Here is a 15,654-nt window from a genome sequence, read left to right as displayed (position 1 = left end):
GTGGCGCTGGCCCGGCTTGAATCCGATGATCGGGATCAGGACTGCCCGGTATTGGCCTCCAGCCAGCCCTGCAGCAGCAGGGCGGCGGCAATGGCATCCACCGGGTTGTCGCGGTAACTGCCGCGCTGGCCGCCACGGGCCATGCGTTCGCCCTTGGCTTCGAAGGTGGTCAGGCGTTCGTCGTGGGTATGCACGGGCAGGTTGAAGCGGCCGTTCAGGCGCCGGGCGAATTTCTCGGCGCGGGCACTCATTTCGCTGGGCGTGCCGTCCATGTTCAACGGCAGGCCGACGACAATGGCATCGGGTTGCCATTCCTTGATCAGTTTTTCCACCTGGGTCCAGTCCGGTACGCCGTTCTGGGCCTTGAGGGTGCACAGTTCGCGGGCCTGGCCGGTGATCACCTGGCCGACGGCAACGCCGATCTGCTTGCTGCCGTAGTCAAAGCCCAGCAGTAGTCGCAACTCGGCCATCAGGCGTGCCCCGCCTGGCTGGTGAGCAGGCTCAGGTTGATGCCCAGGCTCTTGGCGGCGGCGCCAAGGCGCTGCTCGCAGGCCATGCCGAAGATGATCTCGGAGTCGAACGGGCAGTTCAGCCAGGCGTTGTCGGCCAGCTCCGCCTCCAGTTGCCCGGCCTCCCAGCCGGCGTAGCCGAGGGTGATCAGGCTGTGCTCGGGTCCGTTGCCGTCGGCGATAGCAAATAGCACGTCCTGCGAGGTGGACAGCGACAGGCCCTCGAGCTCGACAGTGGCCTGAAAGCTCTTTTCGCTGCTGTGCAGGACGAAGCCGCGGTCGGTCTGCACCGGGCCGCCCATGTAGATCGGCACCTGGATGCTACTGGCCGACGGTTCGACGTTGGGCCGCAACTGTTCGAGGATATCGGCCAGGTTCAGGTCCTGGGGTCGATTGACCACCAGCCCCATCGCCCCATTGGCGTTATGCTCGACGATGTAGGTCAAGGAGTGCGCGAAGTTCGGGTCGGCCATGTGCGGCATGGCGATCAGGAACTGATGCTTGAGGTAACTCGGGCTGAGGTTTTTCATGCTTGTTAGTGTGGCGTTGGGGCGCCGTACTGACAAGCCTGATGCACGCTTACTTTGTAGGAGCGGGCTTGTCCCGCGATTGCGTGCCGGATGACACACCGCATCGCGGGGCAAGCCCGCTCCCACGGGTCAGTTGCTCGACAGGCGGTCGCCGCGGGCGAAGCGCCAGGTGCGGATGATTTCCAGCCGGTCGATGTCTGCCAGGTCGCCGGTGAACGGCGCAAAGGGCGCAGCCAGGCGCACGATGCGCTGGGCCGCCTGGTCCAGCAGCGGCTGGCCGGAGGACTCCAATACCAGCACTTCGTACAGCGAGCCGTCGCTGTTGATCGACACCATCAGTCGCAGGCTGCCGTAGATCTGCTGGCGCCGGGCTTCATCGGGGTAGTTGAGGTTACCGATGCGCTCGACCTTCTTGCGCCACTCATCCTTGTACCAGGCACCCTTGTCGCGCATGGTCGAGGCGGCGTTGAGGCGGTGGATGCGCGGGCGCTTGGCGTACAGTTGCTGCTCGTGGGACAGTTCAGCCTCGAGGCTGGCGATCTGGCTGGACAGCTGCGAGCTGTCGAAATCCGGGGTGGCCGCCTTGGGTTTGGGCTGCGGCTTGACTTCCTTGGGCCGGGTTTCGACTTTTTGCGCCTTGGGCGCCTGGGTGGTGACCACGGCCTTGGGCTGGACCGGTGGTGGCGGAACATCCGGCCTGGCCGCCGGTGGCGGGGTCACCTTGTTGATCTTGCTGTCCTGGAAGGGCGCCACTTCGGTGGTTTTCGGCACCGCCTTCTTCTCCAGGGTGCCGCTGCCCTGCTGGTTGTCCTGGGCCAGGAAGTCAGCCTTCTGCGGCGCCTTCTCGCTCTTGAATGTGGCCAGGGTGATTTCCATGGTGCGGCGGATTTCTTCCGGCTTGGCCATGGTGAAACCCACGCCGAGGATCAGCGCCAGGTGCACCAGGGCAGCCAGGAACAGGGTAAAGCCGAGGCGGTCCGCCGGGCGAACGCGCGGTGGGGCAAAGTCGGCGGGAATGTCAGCAGGCAGCGTCATCGGGTATCCAGCAGCCGCAGGACCGGAACAAACCGGCAGGGCAGGGCGCTTGTGGTCGAAATCGACCGGCATGATACCCCACTCTGCACGGTTGCTTCGCGTCGGCTGTCAGCGGGCCTTGAGCTTGCGATCAATGGCATCCATCAACTGCACGCCGATGCGGGTGCCGAAGGCGTTGTCGATTTCGCGGATACAGGTCGGGCTGGTGACGTTGATTTCGGTCAGGTGCTCGCCGATCACGTCCAGGCCGACGAACAGCAGGCCTTTTTCGCGCAGGGTCGGGCCGACCTGCTCGGCGATCCAGCGGTCACGGTCGGTCAGCGGCCGCGCTTCGCCACGACCGCCGGCGGCCAGGTTGCCACGGGTCTCGCCGCTGGCCGGGATGCGTGCCAGGCAATAGGGCACCGGCTCGCCGTCGATCATCAGGATGCGCTTGTCGCCGTCCTTGATCGCCGGCAGGTAGGCCTGCGCCATGATCTGCTGGGTGCCGTGGCCGGTCAGGGTCTCGAGGATCACCGAGAGGTTCGGGTCGCCCGGACGGTGACGGAAGATCGACGCGCCGCCCATGCCGTCCAGCGGCTTGAGGATCACATCGCCATGCTGGGCAGCGAAGTCGCGCAGGATATCGGCGCGGCGGCTGACCAGGGTGGCTGGCGTGCACTGCGGGAACAGGGTGGCGAACAGCTTTTCGTTGCAGTCGCGCAGGCTCTGCGGGCGGTTGACCACCAGCACGCCGGCTGCTTCGGCCTGCTCCAGCAGGTAGGTGCTGTAGACGAACTCCATGTCGAAGGGCGGATCCTTGCGCATCAGGATCACGTCCAGGTCGCTCAGGGCGTTGTCCTGCTCGGCTTCCAGCTCGAACCAGTGCTCGGGGTCGGCGAACACCTTCAGCGGGCGCATCCGCGCCCGGGCAACACCGGCGCCCTGGTACAGGTCTTGCTGCTCCATGTAGAACAGCGACCAGCCGCGCTCCTGGGCGGCGAGCAGCATGGCCAGCGAGCTGTCCTTCTTGTAGGAGATGCGCGCAATGGGGTCCATGACAATCCCGAGGCGAACGCTCATGGGCTATATCCTCTGAAGCGGCACTGTGCCGCGTTGGCTCAAAAAAAGTGGCGTCAGGGTGGCGCTCGCGGCGCTGGCGGTCAAGGGGCAAACGCATGTGCGGCGGCATCGCGCCGGGCCGTGGCGCGGGCCGATGGAATGCACCCCCAGAGTGTGCTAAAAAGGCCTGGCACGTGGCCTGCACGGCCTTTCCAGGCGACGCTAGAGCAGCAAGGGTAGAGCAATTATGGAACAGCCCGGCGCGGCACTGAAGGTGATGGTGATCGATGACTCCAAGACGATTCGCCGTACTGCCCAGATGTTGCTCAGCGAAGCAGGTTGCGACGTCATCACGGCCACCGACGGCTTCGATGCCCTGGCCAAGATCGTCGACCTCAAGCCGCAGATCATCTTCGTCGACGTGTTGATGCCGCGTCTGGACGGCTACCAGACCTGCGCCCTGATCAAACACAACAGCGCCTTCAAGGATACGCCGGTGATTCTCCTGTCGTCCCGTGACGGCCTGTTCGACAAGGCCAGGGGCCGGGTCGTCGGCTCCGACCAATTTTTGACCAAGCCTTTCAGCAAGGAAGAACTGCTGGACGCGATCAGGGCCCATGTGCCCGGGTTCGCCGCAGAAGAACAACCCGCACCCTGACGCCGCCCGGTGGCGCTGCGTCCATTGCCTTGATGGGGAACAGCATGGCCCGAGTTCTGATCGTCGATGATTCGCCGACCGAAATGTACAAACTGACCGGAATGCTCGAAAAGCACGGGCACCAGGTGCTCAAGGCTGAGAACGGCGCCGATGGCGTGGCCCTGGCGCGCCAGGAGTTGCCCGACGCGGTGCTGATGGACATCGTCATGCCCGGCATGAACGGCTTCCAGGCCACCCGGCAACTGAGCAAGGACGCGCAGACGGCGCATATTCCGGTGATCATCGTCACCACCAAGGACCAGGAAACCGACAAGGTCTGGGGCACCCGCCAGGGCGCCAGGGACTACCTGACCAAGCCGGTGGACGAGGACACCCTGATCCACAAGCTCAACGACGTGCTCAAGGCTTGACGACCCGACCCATGGGCGAGTCGCTGACGGCCTTCGAACTGCTGCTGGACATCGACCAGCGCTGCCGCCTGCTGGCGGCCGACCTGCCGCTGCAGGAGAGCCGCCTGCAGAGCTGGAGCGGTATCGGCTTTCGCATCGCCGAGCAGTGGTTCGTCGCGCCCATGGGCGAGATCGCCGAGGTCCTGCATGAGCCCCGCTTGAGCCGGATCCCCGGGGTCAAGCCCTGGGTCAGTGGGGTGGCCAACCTGCGGGGGCGACTGCTGCCGGTGATGGACCTGCGCGGCTTCCTCGGCCTGGGCCTGTCGGCGCCGCACAAGCAGCGCCGGGTGCTGGTGCTGGACCATGAGGAGCTGTTTGCCGGGCTGCTGGTGGACGAAGTGCTGGGTTTGCAGCATTTCCCGCTGCACAGCCTCGACCTGTCGCCGCCGACGCCCTTGCTCAGCGGTGCGGCGCCCTTTGTCCAGGGGCACTTCCAGCGGCAACGCTGCTGGGCCATCTTCAGCCCGCTGGCCCTGGCCCAGGCGCCGGGTTTTCTCGACGTGGCGCTGTAAAGGAATGCCGGATTCGTGACCAAGACCAAGACGACTACTTCGCCCCAAGGCTCGCGCAGCAGCGCCCGGATCGCGGCGCTGTTCGTCGTGCTGATCCTGTCGATCATCCTGCTGTTCGCCAACTTCGCCTACCTCAACACCCAGGCCAACTACGACAAGCAGTACATCGGCCATGCCGGTGAACTGCGGGTGCTGTCCCAGCGCATCGCCAAGAACGCCACCGAGGCGGCGGCGGGCAAGGCGCGGGCATTCCGCCTGCTCAGCGAGGCGCGCAACGACTTCGAGCAGCGCTGGGGCTACCTGAAGAAGGGTGATGCGGCCACCGGGCTGCCGGCCGCGCCCGTGGCGGTACGCAATGAAATGGATGCGGTGCTGCGCGACTGGGAAGGCCTGCGCAAGAACACCGATACCATCCTGGCCAGCGAGCAGACCGTGCTGTCGCTGCACCAGGTCGCGGCCACCCTGGCCGAGACTGTGCCGCAATTGCAGGTCGAGTATGAAAAAGTCGTCGAGATCCTCCTGCAGAGCGGTGCGCCCGCCAACCAGGTGGCGGTTGCCCAGCGCCAGTCCTTGCTGGCCGAACGCATCCTCGGTTCGGTCAACACGGTGCTGGCCGGTGACGACACCTCGGTGCAGGCGGCCGACGCCTTCGGTCGCGACGCCAGTCGTTTCGGCCAGGTGCTCGACGCCATGCTGGGGGGCAACCCGACCATCCAGGTCACCCGGGTCCAGGACCCCGACGCCCGGGCGCGGCTGGCGGAAATCTCCGAGCTATTCCAGTTCGTCGCCGGCTCCGTGGATGAAATCCTCGAGACCTCGCCGGAGCTGTTCCGGGTGCGCGAAGCGGCCGGGAGCATTTTCAACCAGTCGCAAACCCTGCTCGACGAGGCCTCGCGCCTGGCCAACGGTTTCGAGAACCTCGCCACCGGGCGCACCCTGGATACCGTCGGCGGCTACGTGCTGGGCCTGCTGGCGCTGGCTTCGATCATCCTGATCGGCATGGTGATGGTCCGTGAGACCCACCGGCAACTGCGCGAAACCGCCGAGAAGAACGAACGCAACCAGCAGGCGATCATGCGCCTGCTCGACGAGATCGAAGACCTGGCCGACGGCGACCTGACCGTGACGGTGTCGGTCACCGAAGATTTCACCGGCGCCATCGCAGACTCGATCAACTACTCCATCGACCAGTTGCGCGACCTGGTGGCCACCATCAACCTCAGCGCCGAGGCGGTGGCCAGTGCCGTGCAGGACACCCAGAACACCGCGCACCAGCTGGCCAAGGCCTCGGAGCACCAGGCCGAGCAGATCAGCGAGGCCTCGGTGGCGGTGGGCGACATGGCCGAGTCCATCGACCGGGTGTCCACCCACGCCTACGAGTCGGCCAAGGTGGCCGAGCGCTCTGTTCTGATTGCCAACAAGGGCAACGAGGTGGTGCACAACACCATCCATGGCATGGACAACATTCGCGAGCAGATCCAGGACACGGCCAAGCGGATCAAGCGCCTTGGCGAGTCCTCCCAGGAAATCGGCGATATCGTCAGCCTGATCGACGACATTGCCGACCAGACCAACATCCTCGCCCTCAACGCGGCGATCCAGGCGTCGCTGGCCGGTGAGGCCGGGCGCGGTTTTGCCGTGGTCGCCGACGAAGTGCAGCGCCTGGCCGAGCGTTCGTCCTCGGCCACCCGCCAGATCGAAGCGCTGGTACGCACCATCCAGGCCGACACCAACGAAGCGGTGATCTCCATGGAGCAGACCACCGCCGAGGTGGTACGCGGCGCGCGCCTGGCCCAGGATGCCGGGGTGGCCCTGGCGGAAATCGAGGGAGTATCGCAAACCCTCGCCGAGCTGATCCACAGCATCTCCGACGCCGCCCAGCTGCAGACCTCTTCGGCCGGGCAGATCTCGCATACCATGGCGGTGATCCAGCAGATCACCTCGCAGACCTCCGCCGGCTCCAGCGCGACGGCCGAAAGCATCGGCAACCTGGCGCAGATGGCCAGCGAAATGCGTCGCTCGGTGTCCGGATTCACCTTGCCACCGACGCCACCGCGATGAGTGCGGGCAGGTGAGCATGGCAATGGGAGCAGATATGGCTGAGCGGCATGACACGGTGGCCCTGACCTGGGTCAAGGCCGCCATCGGCGACTGCCTGGCCCAGGCACGCCTGGCGCTGGAGCAGTTCAGCGGCGAACCGGCCGATGAAACGGTCCTGGCCGGTTTCGTCGACAACCTGCATCAGGTCCGCGGCTGCCTGGTGATGCTGGAGCTCAGTGGCGCGGCGTTGCTGGCCGAAGAGCTGGAGCTGCTGGGCCAGGCCCTGTGTGAACGGCGCGTCGGCCAGCGTGGCGAGGCCCTGGGGGCCTTGTTCCGTGGCCTCGAACAATTGCCCTTGTACCTGGAGCGGCTGCGCAGTGCGCGGCGCGACCTGCCGCTGGTGGTGCTGCCGGTGCTCAACCAGTTGCGTGCCGAGCGCGGTGCCGAGCCCTTAGGGCAAGGCAGCCTGCTGAGTACGACGCCGGCGGCGGCCGAAGAACTGGCCAATCTCGACCTCTCCCTGGGCTCGTTGCGTGAGCGCCTGCAGGCGGGTTCGGACCGGGACGCCCTGCGTTCGGTAGTGGCGGCGCTGTGCGAAGACCTGATGCGGGTCAAGGAGCGCCTGGACCTGTTCGTGCGCAGCGACCGCCAGCGCCTGGACGACCTGCAGCCCTTGCTGTCGCCGCTGCGCCAGATCGCCGATACCCTGGCGGTACTGGGCTTTGGCCAGCCACGGCGGGTGATCATCGACCAGGTACTGGTGTTGCAGAGCCTGGCCCAGGGCCAGCGGGCGCCGGATGATGCGGTGTTGATGGATATCGCCGGGGCGCTGTTGTATGTCGAGGCGACCCTGGCCGGCATGGTCGGTCCGCTGGAGCACCTGCCCAGCCAGAGTGCACTGCCGGGGACCGATCTGGCCGAGATTCGCCAGTTGGTCCTGGACGAGGCGCATTCGGTGTTGCAGCAGGTCAAGGACCTGATCGGCGACTGCCTCGATGCCGGCTGGCAACCCCAGCGCCTGCAACCGGTGCCCGGCTTGCTGCAACAGATTCGCGGGGCCCTGGCGATGCTCATGCTGCCGCGGGCATCGGCACTGGTCGGTCGCTGCGGTGACTATGCTCAGGCCCATTTGCTGGTCGATGCGCAACCGCAGGCGCAGCCCCTGGCAGACCTGGCGGATGCCCTGAGCGCGTGTGAATGTTACCTGCAGTGGCTGATCGCCGATCCCCAGGCCAGCCCTTGGCACTTTCTCGATGCCGCCCAGCGCAGCCTGGCCGCCTTGGGCTACGCGCCCGAGCCCGAGCCTGAGCCCGAGCCGGCAGTGGTCGAGGTGCCGGCAGCGGTGGAGGCGCCGGCAGCGATGGAAGAGGAGCCGCCAGTCGATGACGAACTGCGTGAGGTGTTTCTGGAAGAGGCCGATGAGCTGCTGCCCCAGTTGAACGAGCACTGGGCGCGCTGGCAGGCCGATGCGGACGACCGCGACGCGCTGGTGGAGCTGCGCCGCGGCCTGCACACCCTCAAGGGCAGCGGGCGGATGGTCCGCGCCCAGGGGCTGGCGGAGCTGGCCTGGGCGGTCGAGCACCTGCTCAACCGGATTCTTGAAGGCCGCGTGACGCTTGGCGCCGAGCCCCTGCACAGCCTGCAGCAGGCTCTGGGGCTGATCCCCGGGTTGCTGGTGTCCTTTGCCGACGGCCAGGCGCAGGGCGGCAAGGAGGTCGAGCAACTGGCGCTGCACCTGCATGCGCTGGCGATGAACGAACCCGGTTCCGCGGCGGCGGCCGGCGAGGCTATCGATCCACAGTTGCTGGAGATCTTCCGCAACGAGGCCGAGGGCCACCTGGCCAGCCTCGACAGCTTCCTGCAGGCCAGCGACCAGCAATTGCCGCTGCCGGTCAGCGACAGCCTGCAGCGCGCCCTGCATACCCTCAAGGGCAGTGCCGCCATGGCCGGAGTCGCCCCGATTGCCGAGCTGGCTGGCGCGCTCGACCTGCTGGCACGGGAATACAAGGCCCATCAGCTGACCTTCGACCTCGACGAAATCTACCTGCTGGAAAGTGCTGAACCGCTGCTGCGGCGCGGGCTTGATCAACTGAGCAGCACACCACTGGCTCCCATCGGCGGCGCCACGGTTTTGATCGAAGACATTCTCCAAGTGGTCGACGCGCGCTTGCAGGCCCTGTTGCAGGCGCCCAGCGAGGCCGGACGGATCAAGCGTGATCCGCAACTGATTGCCAGCTTCCTGGCCCAGGGCATGGACATCCTGCTCGATGCCGAGTCGTTGTTGCTGCGCTGGCAGGAGCATCCGGGCGCGCGCCAGGAGCTCACCGCGCTGCTCGACGAACTGACCACCCTGGGCCAGAGCGCTCACCTGGCCGACCTCTGGCAGGTGGACGAACTCTGCGAGGCGCTGCTGGACCTGTATGGCGCCGTGGAGGAGAGCAGCCTGGCGGTGAGTGCGCGTTTCTTCGAAGAGGCCCAACACGCCCATGAAGCCTTGATCGACATGCTCGACCAGATCGCCGCCGGGCAGGAAGTAGACCCGCGTCCCGAGCGCCTGGAGGCCTTGCGAGACCTGCTCGATCAGGCCCTGGCCCCGGAGGCCACGGGCCTTGTCAGTGTGCGTGATGGCCGCGCGCAGGTGGCCGAGCTGGGCGAGGCGACGGCAGCCCTGGCGGCTGAGCCGATGCTGGTCGAGCTGTTCCTGGAAGAAGCCAGCGATGTGCTGGAAAGCGCCGACCAGTCCCTGGCCCGCTGGCTGGCCGATGCGGACAACGCCTCGGCGCTGTCGTCGCTGCAAGGTGACCTGCAGACCCTCAAGGGCGGGGCGCAAATGGCAGCCATCGGTGCGGTCGAGGTGCTGTCCCGGGAACTGGAGCTGGTGTACGAGGGGCTGGTCGATCGCCGCTTCAGCCCAAGCGCCGAGCTGGCCACGTTGCTGAAACGCGGCCACGTCGGGCTGGCCCAGGCGTTCGACCAGCTTCGCCAGGGGCAGGCGCCCGCGTCCGCGGTCGACTTGCTGGCCGCGCTGCGCGAGTTCCGCCATGGCGCACCGCCGGCCGTGGCGACGGACAAGCCCGCCGACCCGGTGCAGGAGGCCGGCGACAAGGAGTTGCTGGAGATCTTCCTCGAAGAAAGCTCCGATATCGTCGAAAGCTCCGGCGCCGCCCTGTTGCGCTGGCAGGCCGAGCCGCGCAATAGCGTCGAGGTGGAGAACCTGCTGCGCGACCTGCACACCCTCAAGGGTGGCGCGCGCATGGTCGAGATCGCGCCGATCGGCGACCTGGCCCACGAACTGGAATTCCTTTACGAGCTGCTGGCCGCCGGGCAGTTGCAGCCCAGCACGGCGCTGTTCAGCCTGTTGCAGAACTGCCATGACCGCCTGGCCCACATGCTCGATGCCGTGCGCCTGCAGCAGCCGCTACACGCGGCCACGGCGCTGATCGACTACATCCGCAATTTCAGCAGTGCTGCCCTGGCCGATACCGCCGCCCACCAGTCCCACCCCGACACCGCGCCGCTGGAAGCCCCGGCGGCCACTCCCGAGCGCGGGCCGGCGGACATGGTCAAGGTGACCTCGGAGCTGCTCGACGACCTGGGCAACCTGGCGGGCGAGCATTCGATCATTCGCGGGCGAATCGAGCAGCAAGTCAACGATGCCCAGGTGGCCCTGAACGAGATGGAAACCACCCTGGAGCGCATGCGCGATCAATTGCGCCGCCTCGACACCGAGACCCAGGGGCGCATCCTCAGTCGCCAGCAGGCCGATGGCGACAACCACGCCTACGACGACTTCGACCCGCTGGAAATGGACCGCCATTCACAGTTGCAACAGCTGTCGCGGGCGCTGTTCGAGTCGGCCTCCGACCTGCTCGACCTCAAGGAAACCCTGGCCGTTCGCGCCCAGGATGCACAGAGCCTGTTGCAGCAGCAGGCACGGGTCAACAGCGAGCTGCAGGAAGGCCTGATGCGGACCCGCATGGTGCCGTTCGAGCGCCTGGTGCCGCGACTGCAACGGGTCGTCCGGCAAGTGGCCAGCGAGCTGGGCAAGCAGGTCGAACTGGTAGTCGGCAATGCCGAGGGCGAGATGGACCGCAGCGTGCTGGAGCGCATGGTGGCGCCGCTGGAGCACATGTTGCGCAACGCCGTCGACCATGGCCTGGAGCCCCGCGAGGTACGCCTGGCAGCGGGCAAACCGGAACAGGGGCTGATCTGCCTGAACCTGTTGCACGAAGGCGCCGATATCGTCATCGAAATGTCCGACGATGGTGCCGGCGTGCCTCTCGATGCCGTGCGCCGCAAGGCGATCAAGCGCGGCCTGCTCGATCCCGCCGCCGAGCTCAGCGATCACGAGATCATGCAGTTCATTCTCCAGCCGGGTTTCTCCACGGCCGAGAAGATCACCCAGATTTCCGGGCGCGGCCTGGGCATGGACGTGGTCCATGAAGAGGTCAAGCAGCTGGGCGGCTCGATGATCATCGAGTCCAATCCGGGCAAGGGCGCGCGCTTTCTGATTCGCCTGCCGTTCACCGTGTCGGTCAACCGGGCGCTGATGGTGCACTACGCTGAAGAACAATACGCCGTGCCGCTCAACACCATCGAAGGCATCGTCCGGGTGCCGCCGGCGGAACTTGAGGCCTGTTACCAGCTCGATCCGCCCCGCTACGAATACGCCGGGCATCGCTATGCGCTGCACTTTCTCGGCGAGTTGCTGCAGGGCGCCGTGCAGCCGCGCCTGCTAGGGCAGAGCTTGCCGCTGCCGGTGCTGCTGGTGCACTCCCACGAGCAACAGTTCGCGATCCAGGTCGACAGCCTGGCGGCCAGCCGCGAAATCGTGGTCAAAAGCCTCGGGCCGCAGTTCGCCGGGGTCCAGGGCCTGTCCGGGGCGACCTTGCTGGGCGATGGTCGGGTGGTGCTGATTCTGGATCTGCTGGGGCAATTGCGCGGCTTGCAGCAGCGCCATGCCCAGCAGGCCGGCAGCAATGCCCGCCTGCGTCGCCAGCAGGCCGAGCGGGCGCCGCAGCAGCCCTTGCTGGTGATGGTGGTCGATGACTCGGTGACCGTGCGCAAGGTCACCGGGCGGCTGCTGGAGCGCCATGGCATGAACGTGCTGACCGCCAAGGACGGTGTCGACGCCATGGCGCTGCTGCAGGAGCATCGGCCCGACATTCTCCTGCTCGATATCGAGATGCCGCGCATGGACGGCTTCGAGGTGGCCACCCAGGTCCGCCACGACCCGCAACTCAAGGATTTGCCGATCATCATGATCACCTCGCGAACCGGGCAGAAGCACCGCGACCGGGCCATGTCCATCGGCGTCAATGATTACCTGGGCAAGCCCTATCAGGAGTCGGTGCTGTTGCAGAGTATCGCCCGCTGGAGTGCTCGCGATGTTTGAACAATCCGTACGTAACGGCCGGCGCACCAGCCTGACCGGCCTGCTGCTGGCCCTGGGTGACCGCTGCCTGGTGTTGCCCAATGTCGCCGTGGCCGAGTTGATCGGTTATCAGGCGGGCACGCCGGCCGAGCAAGCGCCGCCGTGGCTGCTCGGCTGGATCGACTGGCGCAACCAGCGGGTGCCGCTGCTCAGTTTCGAAGCGGCGTGCGGCGCCCCGGTGAAGGTCGGTGAGCGGGCGCGGATCGTCGTGCTCAATGCCCTGGGCGGCAGCCGCCTGCGCTTTGTGGCCTTGCTGGTGCAGGGCATTCCACGCTCGTGCAAGCTCGACAGCCAGCTCAACTACGTGGATGTGCCCCTGGCGCCACTGGAGCTGGCGGCGGTGCAGGTCGGCGAGCAGGTGGCCCGGGTGCCGGACCTGCCGGCGCTGGAGCGTTTGCTGGAGGAAGCAGGGCTGGTTTGAAACATTTGCCTGTGTAGGATGGGAAGCCAGTCCGTTTTCAGGAGGACCCTGCTGCATGTACCACGGTGAACGTTTCAACGCCTGGACGCATCTGGTCGGCGCGGTGCTGGCCTGTGTCGGCGCCATCTGGATGCTGGTGGTGGCCAGCCTGCAGGGCGATCCCTGGAAGATCGTCAGCCTGGCCATCTACGGCTTCACCCTGCTGTTGCTCTACAGCATCTCCACCATCTATCACAGCGTGCGCGGCAAGGCCAAGGTGGTGATGCGCAAGCTCGACCACCTGTCGATCTACCTGCTGATCGCCGGCAGCTACACGCCGTTTTGCCTGGTCAGCCTGCGCGGCCCCTGGGGCTGGAGCCTGTTCGGGGTGGTCTGGGGGCTGGCGCTGGTCGGCATGCTCCAGGAGATCAAGCCACGCTCCGAAGCCCGGGTGCTGTCGATCATCATCTATGCCGTAATGGGCTGGATCGTGCTGGTGGCGGTCAAGCCGCTGCTGGCCAGCCTGGGCGCGGCGGGTTTTGCCTGGCTGGCGGCCGGTGGTGCGTTCTACACCATCGGCATCATTTTCTTCGCCTTCGACAGCCGCTTTCGCCACTGGCATGGCATCTGGCATCTGTTCGTCATCGCCGGCAGCCTGCTGCACTTCATCGCCGTGTTCTTCTACGTGCTCTAGAAGTCGCCCCACAGCTGCTGGGCAACGGCCAGGGCCACCACGGGGGCGGTTTCGGTGCGCAATACCCGTGGACCGAGACGGGCGGCATGGAAACCGGCAGCCATGGCCTGCTCGACCTCAGCAAAGCTCAAGCCGCCTTCCGGGCCGATCAGAAAGGCCAGGCTGTCGGGCTTCTGGTGGCTGACCAGGGGTTCGGCCACCGGGTGCAGCACCAGCTTGAGCGCCTCGTCACAGGCTTTGAGCCAGTCGGCCAGGAGCATCGGCGGGTTGATCTGCGGTACGCTGGAGCGGCCGCATTGCTCGCAGGCGCTGATCGCCACCTGGCGCCAGTGGGCCAGGCGCTTGTCGGCGCGCTCGTCCTTGAGGCGTACTTCGCAGCGCTCGCTGACGATCGGGGTGATGACATTGGCACCCAGCTCTGTGGCCTTCTGGATCGCCCAGTCCATCCGCTCGCCGCGTGACAGGCCCTGGCCCAGGTGAACCTTGAGGCTGGAGTCGGGCTGGCCGGCGAAGGCCTCGTGCAGGCTGACGCGCACGGTTTTCTTGCCGACTTCGAGCAACTGGCCGAGGTATTCCTGGCCGCTGCCGTCGAACAACTGCACGGCGTCGCCGACGGCCATGCGCAGCACCCGGCCGATGTAGTGGGCCTGGGCTTCGGGCAGGTCGTGCTCGCCGAGGCTCAGGGGGGCGTCAATGAAGAAGCGGGACAGTCTCATTTTCAAACTCTGAACAGGTGTTGGCTGTGCGGGTGCTATCGCGGGGCAAGCCCGCTCCCACAGAAATCCCTGTAGGAGCGGGCTTGTCCCGCGATGCTGTTAGCCCGGATCGCGGAAGTCGGGGTGGAAGTCAGCCGGTACCGCCACGCTGACGCTGCTGCGGGTGGCGATGTCGATGCCTTCGCTGGCCACCTCGGCGAGGAAGTCGATCTGCTCCGGGGTAATCACATACGGCGGCAGGAAGTACACCACACTGCCCAGCGGTCGCAGCAGGGCACCACGGGTCAGGGCGTGCTCGAACACCTTCAGGCCGCGACGTTCCTGCCAGGGGTAGGCGGTCTTGCTGGCCTTGTCCTGGACCATCTCGATGGCCAGGGCCATGCCGGTCTGGCGGACCTCGGCGACATGAGGGTGATCGACCAGGTGCGCCGTGGCACTGGCCATGCGTGCCGACAAGGCTTTGTTCTGCTCGATGACGTTGTCCTGCGCGAAGATGTCCAGGGTCGCCAGGGCGGCGGCACAGGCCAGCGGGTTGCCGGTATAGCTGTGCGAGTGGAGGAAGGCGCGCAGGGTCGGGTAGTCGTCGTAGAAGGCGCTGTACACCTCGTTGGTGGTCAGGCAGGCGGCCAGGGGCAGGTAGCCGCCGGTCAGAGCCTTGGACAGGCAGAGGAAGTCCGGGCGGATGCCGGCCTGTTCGCAGGCGAACATCGTCCCGGTACGGCCGAAGCCCACGGCGATCTCATCATGGATCAGGTGCACGCCGTAGCGGTCGCAGGCCTCGCGCAGCAGCTTGAGGTACACCGGGTGGTACATGCGCATGCCGCCGGCGCCCTGGATCAGCGGCTCGACGATCACCGCGGCGACGCTGGCATGGTGTTCGGCCAGGGTCTGCTCCATGGCGGCGAACATCGTGCGCGAGTGTTCTTCCCAGCTCACGCCCTCGGGCCGCAGGTAGCAGTCCGGGCTCGGCACCTTGAGGGTATCGAGCAACAGCGCCTTGTAGGTTTCGGTGAACAGCGGCACGTCGCCCACCGACATCGCGGCGATGGTTTCGCCGTGGTAGCTGTTGCTCAGGGTGATGAAGCGCTTCTTCTCCGGCTGGCCTTTGTTGAGCCAGTAGTGAAAGCTCATTTTCAGCGCCACTTCAATGCAGGACGAACCGTTATCGGCGTAGAAGACCCGGTCCAGGCCCTCCGGGGTCAGCTGCACCAGGCGCTCGGACAGCTCGATCACCGGCTGGTGGCTGAAACCGGCGAGGATCACATGTTCGAGTTGATCGACCTGGTCCTTGATGCGCTGGTTGATACGCGGGTTGGCGTGACCGAAGACATTCACCCACCAGGAGCTGACGGCATCGAGGTAGCGCTTGCCTTCGAAGTCTTCCAGCCATACACCCTCGCCGCGCTTGATCGGGATCAGGGGCAGGTGTTCGTGGTCTTTCATCTGGGTGCAGGGGTGCCACAGGACCTTCAGGTCACGTTGCATCCACTGTTGGTTGAGGCCCATTTCGATTCTCCTGGCGACGACAGCGCGGACATGCGGCGCAAGCCTATGCAATGCGCGGGACAAGGACAACCCGTGACTTGCATTCAGACCGCTGGCGTCGCTGGCGGGGGCGCTTGGCGTGGCGTATCCT

At 66.2% G+C, this 15,654-nt stretch carries 13 protein-coding genes; 7 read left to right on the top strand and 6 right to left on the bottom strand.

Features of this window, described 5'->3' with window-relative positions; all coding sequences use genetic code 11:
- Positions 1 to 35: 35 nt before the first annotated feature.
- The 4 genes from ruvX to gshB form a co-directional block, all read right to left on the bottom strand.
- Positions 36 to 470, bottom strand: coding sequence for a Holliday junction resolvase RuvX (gene ruvX, locus M2D63_RS19380; RefSeq protein ID WP_285864609.1), 435 nt, complete (start codon positions 468 to 470; stop codon positions 36 to 38).
- Positions 470 to 1,039: a YqgE/AlgH family protein gene (locus M2D63_RS19375; RefSeq protein WP_285864608.1), complete on the bottom strand. Its 570-nt coding sequence runs from the start codon at positions 1,037 to 1,039 to the stop codon at positions 470 to 472. Before M2D63_RS19375 ends, ruvX begins: the two co-directional genes overlap by 1 nt.
- A 129-nt stretch (positions 1,040 to 1,168) precedes the next feature.
- On the bottom strand, positions 1,169 to 2,074 hold the full coding sequence (locus M2D63_RS19370; protein WP_285864607.1) for an energy transducer TonB: 906 nt from the start codon (positions 2,072 to 2,074) through the stop codon (positions 1,169 to 1,171).
- Between the two features lie 108 nt (positions 2,075 to 2,182).
- Positions 2,183 to 3,136: a glutathione synthase gene (gene gshB, locus M2D63_RS19365; protein ID WP_285864606.1), complete on the bottom strand. Its 954-nt coding sequence runs from the start codon at positions 3,134 to 3,136 to the stop codon at positions 2,183 to 2,185.
- 226 nt (positions 3,137 to 3,362) lie between these two features.
- Between gshB and pilG the strand changes: the two genes are divergently transcribed.
- Genes pilG through M2D63_RS19330 form a run of 7 tightly spaced genes read left to right on the top strand, consistent with a single transcriptional unit; the run spans position 3,363 to position 13,302 of the window.
- Complete coding sequence (pilG, locus tag M2D63_RS19360; RefSeq protein ID WP_285864605.1) at positions 3,363 to 3,773, top strand: twitching motility response regulator PilG; 411 nt, start codon at positions 3,363 to 3,365, stop codon at positions 3,771 to 3,773.
- 44 nt (positions 3,774 to 3,817) lie between these two features.
- Positions 3,818 to 4,183: a twitching motility response regulator PilH gene (gene pilH, locus M2D63_RS19355; protein WP_285864604.1), complete on the top strand. Its 366-nt coding sequence runs from the start codon at positions 3,818 to 3,820 to the stop codon at positions 4,181 to 4,183.
- Positions 4,180 to 4,734, top strand: coding sequence for a chemotaxis protein CheW (locus M2D63_RS19350; protein ID WP_285864603.1), 555 nt, complete (start codon positions 4,180 to 4,182; stop codon positions 4,732 to 4,734). The genes pilH and M2D63_RS19350 overlap by 4 nt, the downstream gene beginning before the upstream one ends.
- Before the next feature lie 15 nt (positions 4,735 to 4,749).
- Complete coding sequence (locus M2D63_RS19345) at positions 4,750 to 6,795, top strand: methyl-accepting chemotaxis protein (RefSeq protein WP_285864602.1); 2,046 nt, start codon at positions 4,750 to 4,752, stop codon at positions 6,793 to 6,795.
- A gap of 34 nt (positions 6,796 to 6,829) precedes the next feature.
- Positions 6,830 to 12,169 carry an Hpt domain-containing protein gene (locus M2D63_RS19340; protein ID WP_285864601.1) on the top strand — a complete coding sequence of 1,780 codons (5,340 nt, stop codon included), beginning with the start codon at positions 6,830 to 6,832 and terminating at the stop codon, positions 12,167 to 12,169.
- Positions 12,162 to 12,629, top strand: a complete 468-nt coding sequence (locus M2D63_RS19335) for a chemotaxis protein CheW (protein ID WP_285864600.1) — start codon at positions 12,162 to 12,164, stop codon at positions 12,627 to 12,629. The genes M2D63_RS19340 and M2D63_RS19335 overlap by 8 nt, the downstream gene beginning before the upstream one ends.
- Positions 12,630 to 12,684: 55 nt before the next feature.
- A complete protein-coding gene (locus tag M2D63_RS19330) occupies positions 12,685 to 13,302 on the top strand; it encodes a hemolysin III family protein (RefSeq protein WP_285864599.1) in 618 nt (205 codons plus the stop codon).
- Here M2D63_RS19330 and M2D63_RS19325 read toward each other — a convergent pair.
- Both M2D63_RS19325 and M2D63_RS19320 read right to left on the bottom strand, forming a co-directional pair.
- The gene (locus M2D63_RS19325) at positions 13,299 to 14,018 is read right to left on the bottom strand and encodes a 16S rRNA (uracil(1498)-N(3))-methyltransferase (protein WP_285864598.1); all 720 of its coding nucleotides are present in this window, start codon (positions 14,016 to 14,018) and stop codon (positions 13,299 to 13,301) included. The two genes, M2D63_RS19330 and M2D63_RS19325, sit on opposite strands and share 4 nt — an antisense overlap.
- Before the next feature lie 99 nt (positions 14,019 to 14,117).
- Positions 14,118 to 15,524, bottom strand: a complete 1,407-nt coding sequence (locus M2D63_RS19320) for an adenosylmethionine--8-amino-7-oxononanoate transaminase (protein WP_285864597.1) — start codon at positions 15,522 to 15,524, stop codon at positions 14,118 to 14,120.
- Positions 15,525 to 15,654: the final 130 nt, after the last annotated feature.

Origin of the sequence: Pseudomonas sp. BJa5, from assembly GCF_030272875.2 — a bacterium.
Taxonomy (GTDB): domain Bacteria; phylum Pseudomonadota; class Gammaproteobacteria; order Pseudomonadales; family Pseudomonadaceae; genus Aquipseudomonas.
Note: the sequence above shows the minus strand (reverse complement) of the source record. Positions and strands in the feature narration are given on the sequence as shown.

Excerpts from the sequence above, each read along its gene's own strand:
- ruvX (WP_285864609.1), bottom strand. The coding sequence starts at position 470 with ATGGCCGAGTTGCGACTACTGCTGGGCTTTGACTACGGCAGCAAGCAG.
- M2D63_RS19375 (WP_285864608.1), bottom strand. The coding sequence starts at position 1,039 with ATGAAAAACCTCAGCCCGAGTTACCTCAAGCATCAGTTCCTGATCGCC.
- M2D63_RS19370 (WP_285864607.1), bottom strand. The coding sequence starts at position 2,074 with ATGACGCTGCCTGCTGACATTCCCGCCGACTTTGCCCCACCGCGCGTT.
- gshB (WP_285864606.1), bottom strand. The coding sequence starts at position 3,136 with ATGAGCGTTCGCCTCGGGATTGTCATGGACCCCATTGCGCGCATCTCC.
- pilG (WP_285864605.1), top strand. The coding sequence starts at position 3,363 with ATGGAACAGCCCGGCGCGGCACTGAAGGTGATGGTGATCGATGACTCC.
- pilH (WP_285864604.1), top strand. The coding sequence starts at position 3,818 with ATGGCCCGAGTTCTGATCGTCGATGATTCGCCGACCGAAATGTACAAA.
- M2D63_RS19340 (WP_285864601.1), top strand. The coding sequence starts at position 6,830 with ATGGCTGAGCGGCATGACACGGTGGCCCTGACCTGGGTCAAGGCCGCC.
- M2D63_RS19335 (WP_285864600.1), top strand. The coding sequence starts at position 12,162 with ATGTTTGAACAATCCGTACGTAACGGCCGGCGCACCAGCCTGACCGGC.
- M2D63_RS19330 (WP_285864599.1), top strand. The coding sequence starts at position 12,685 with ATGTACCACGGTGAACGTTTCAACGCCTGGACGCATCTGGTCGGCGCG.
- M2D63_RS19325 (WP_285864598.1), bottom strand. The coding sequence starts at position 14,018 with ATGAGACTGTCCCGCTTCTTCATTGACGCCCCCCTGAGCCTCGGCGAG.
- M2D63_RS19320 (WP_285864597.1), bottom strand. The coding sequence starts at position 15,524 with ATGGGCCTCAACCAACAGTGGATGCAACGTGACCTGAAGGTCCTGTGG.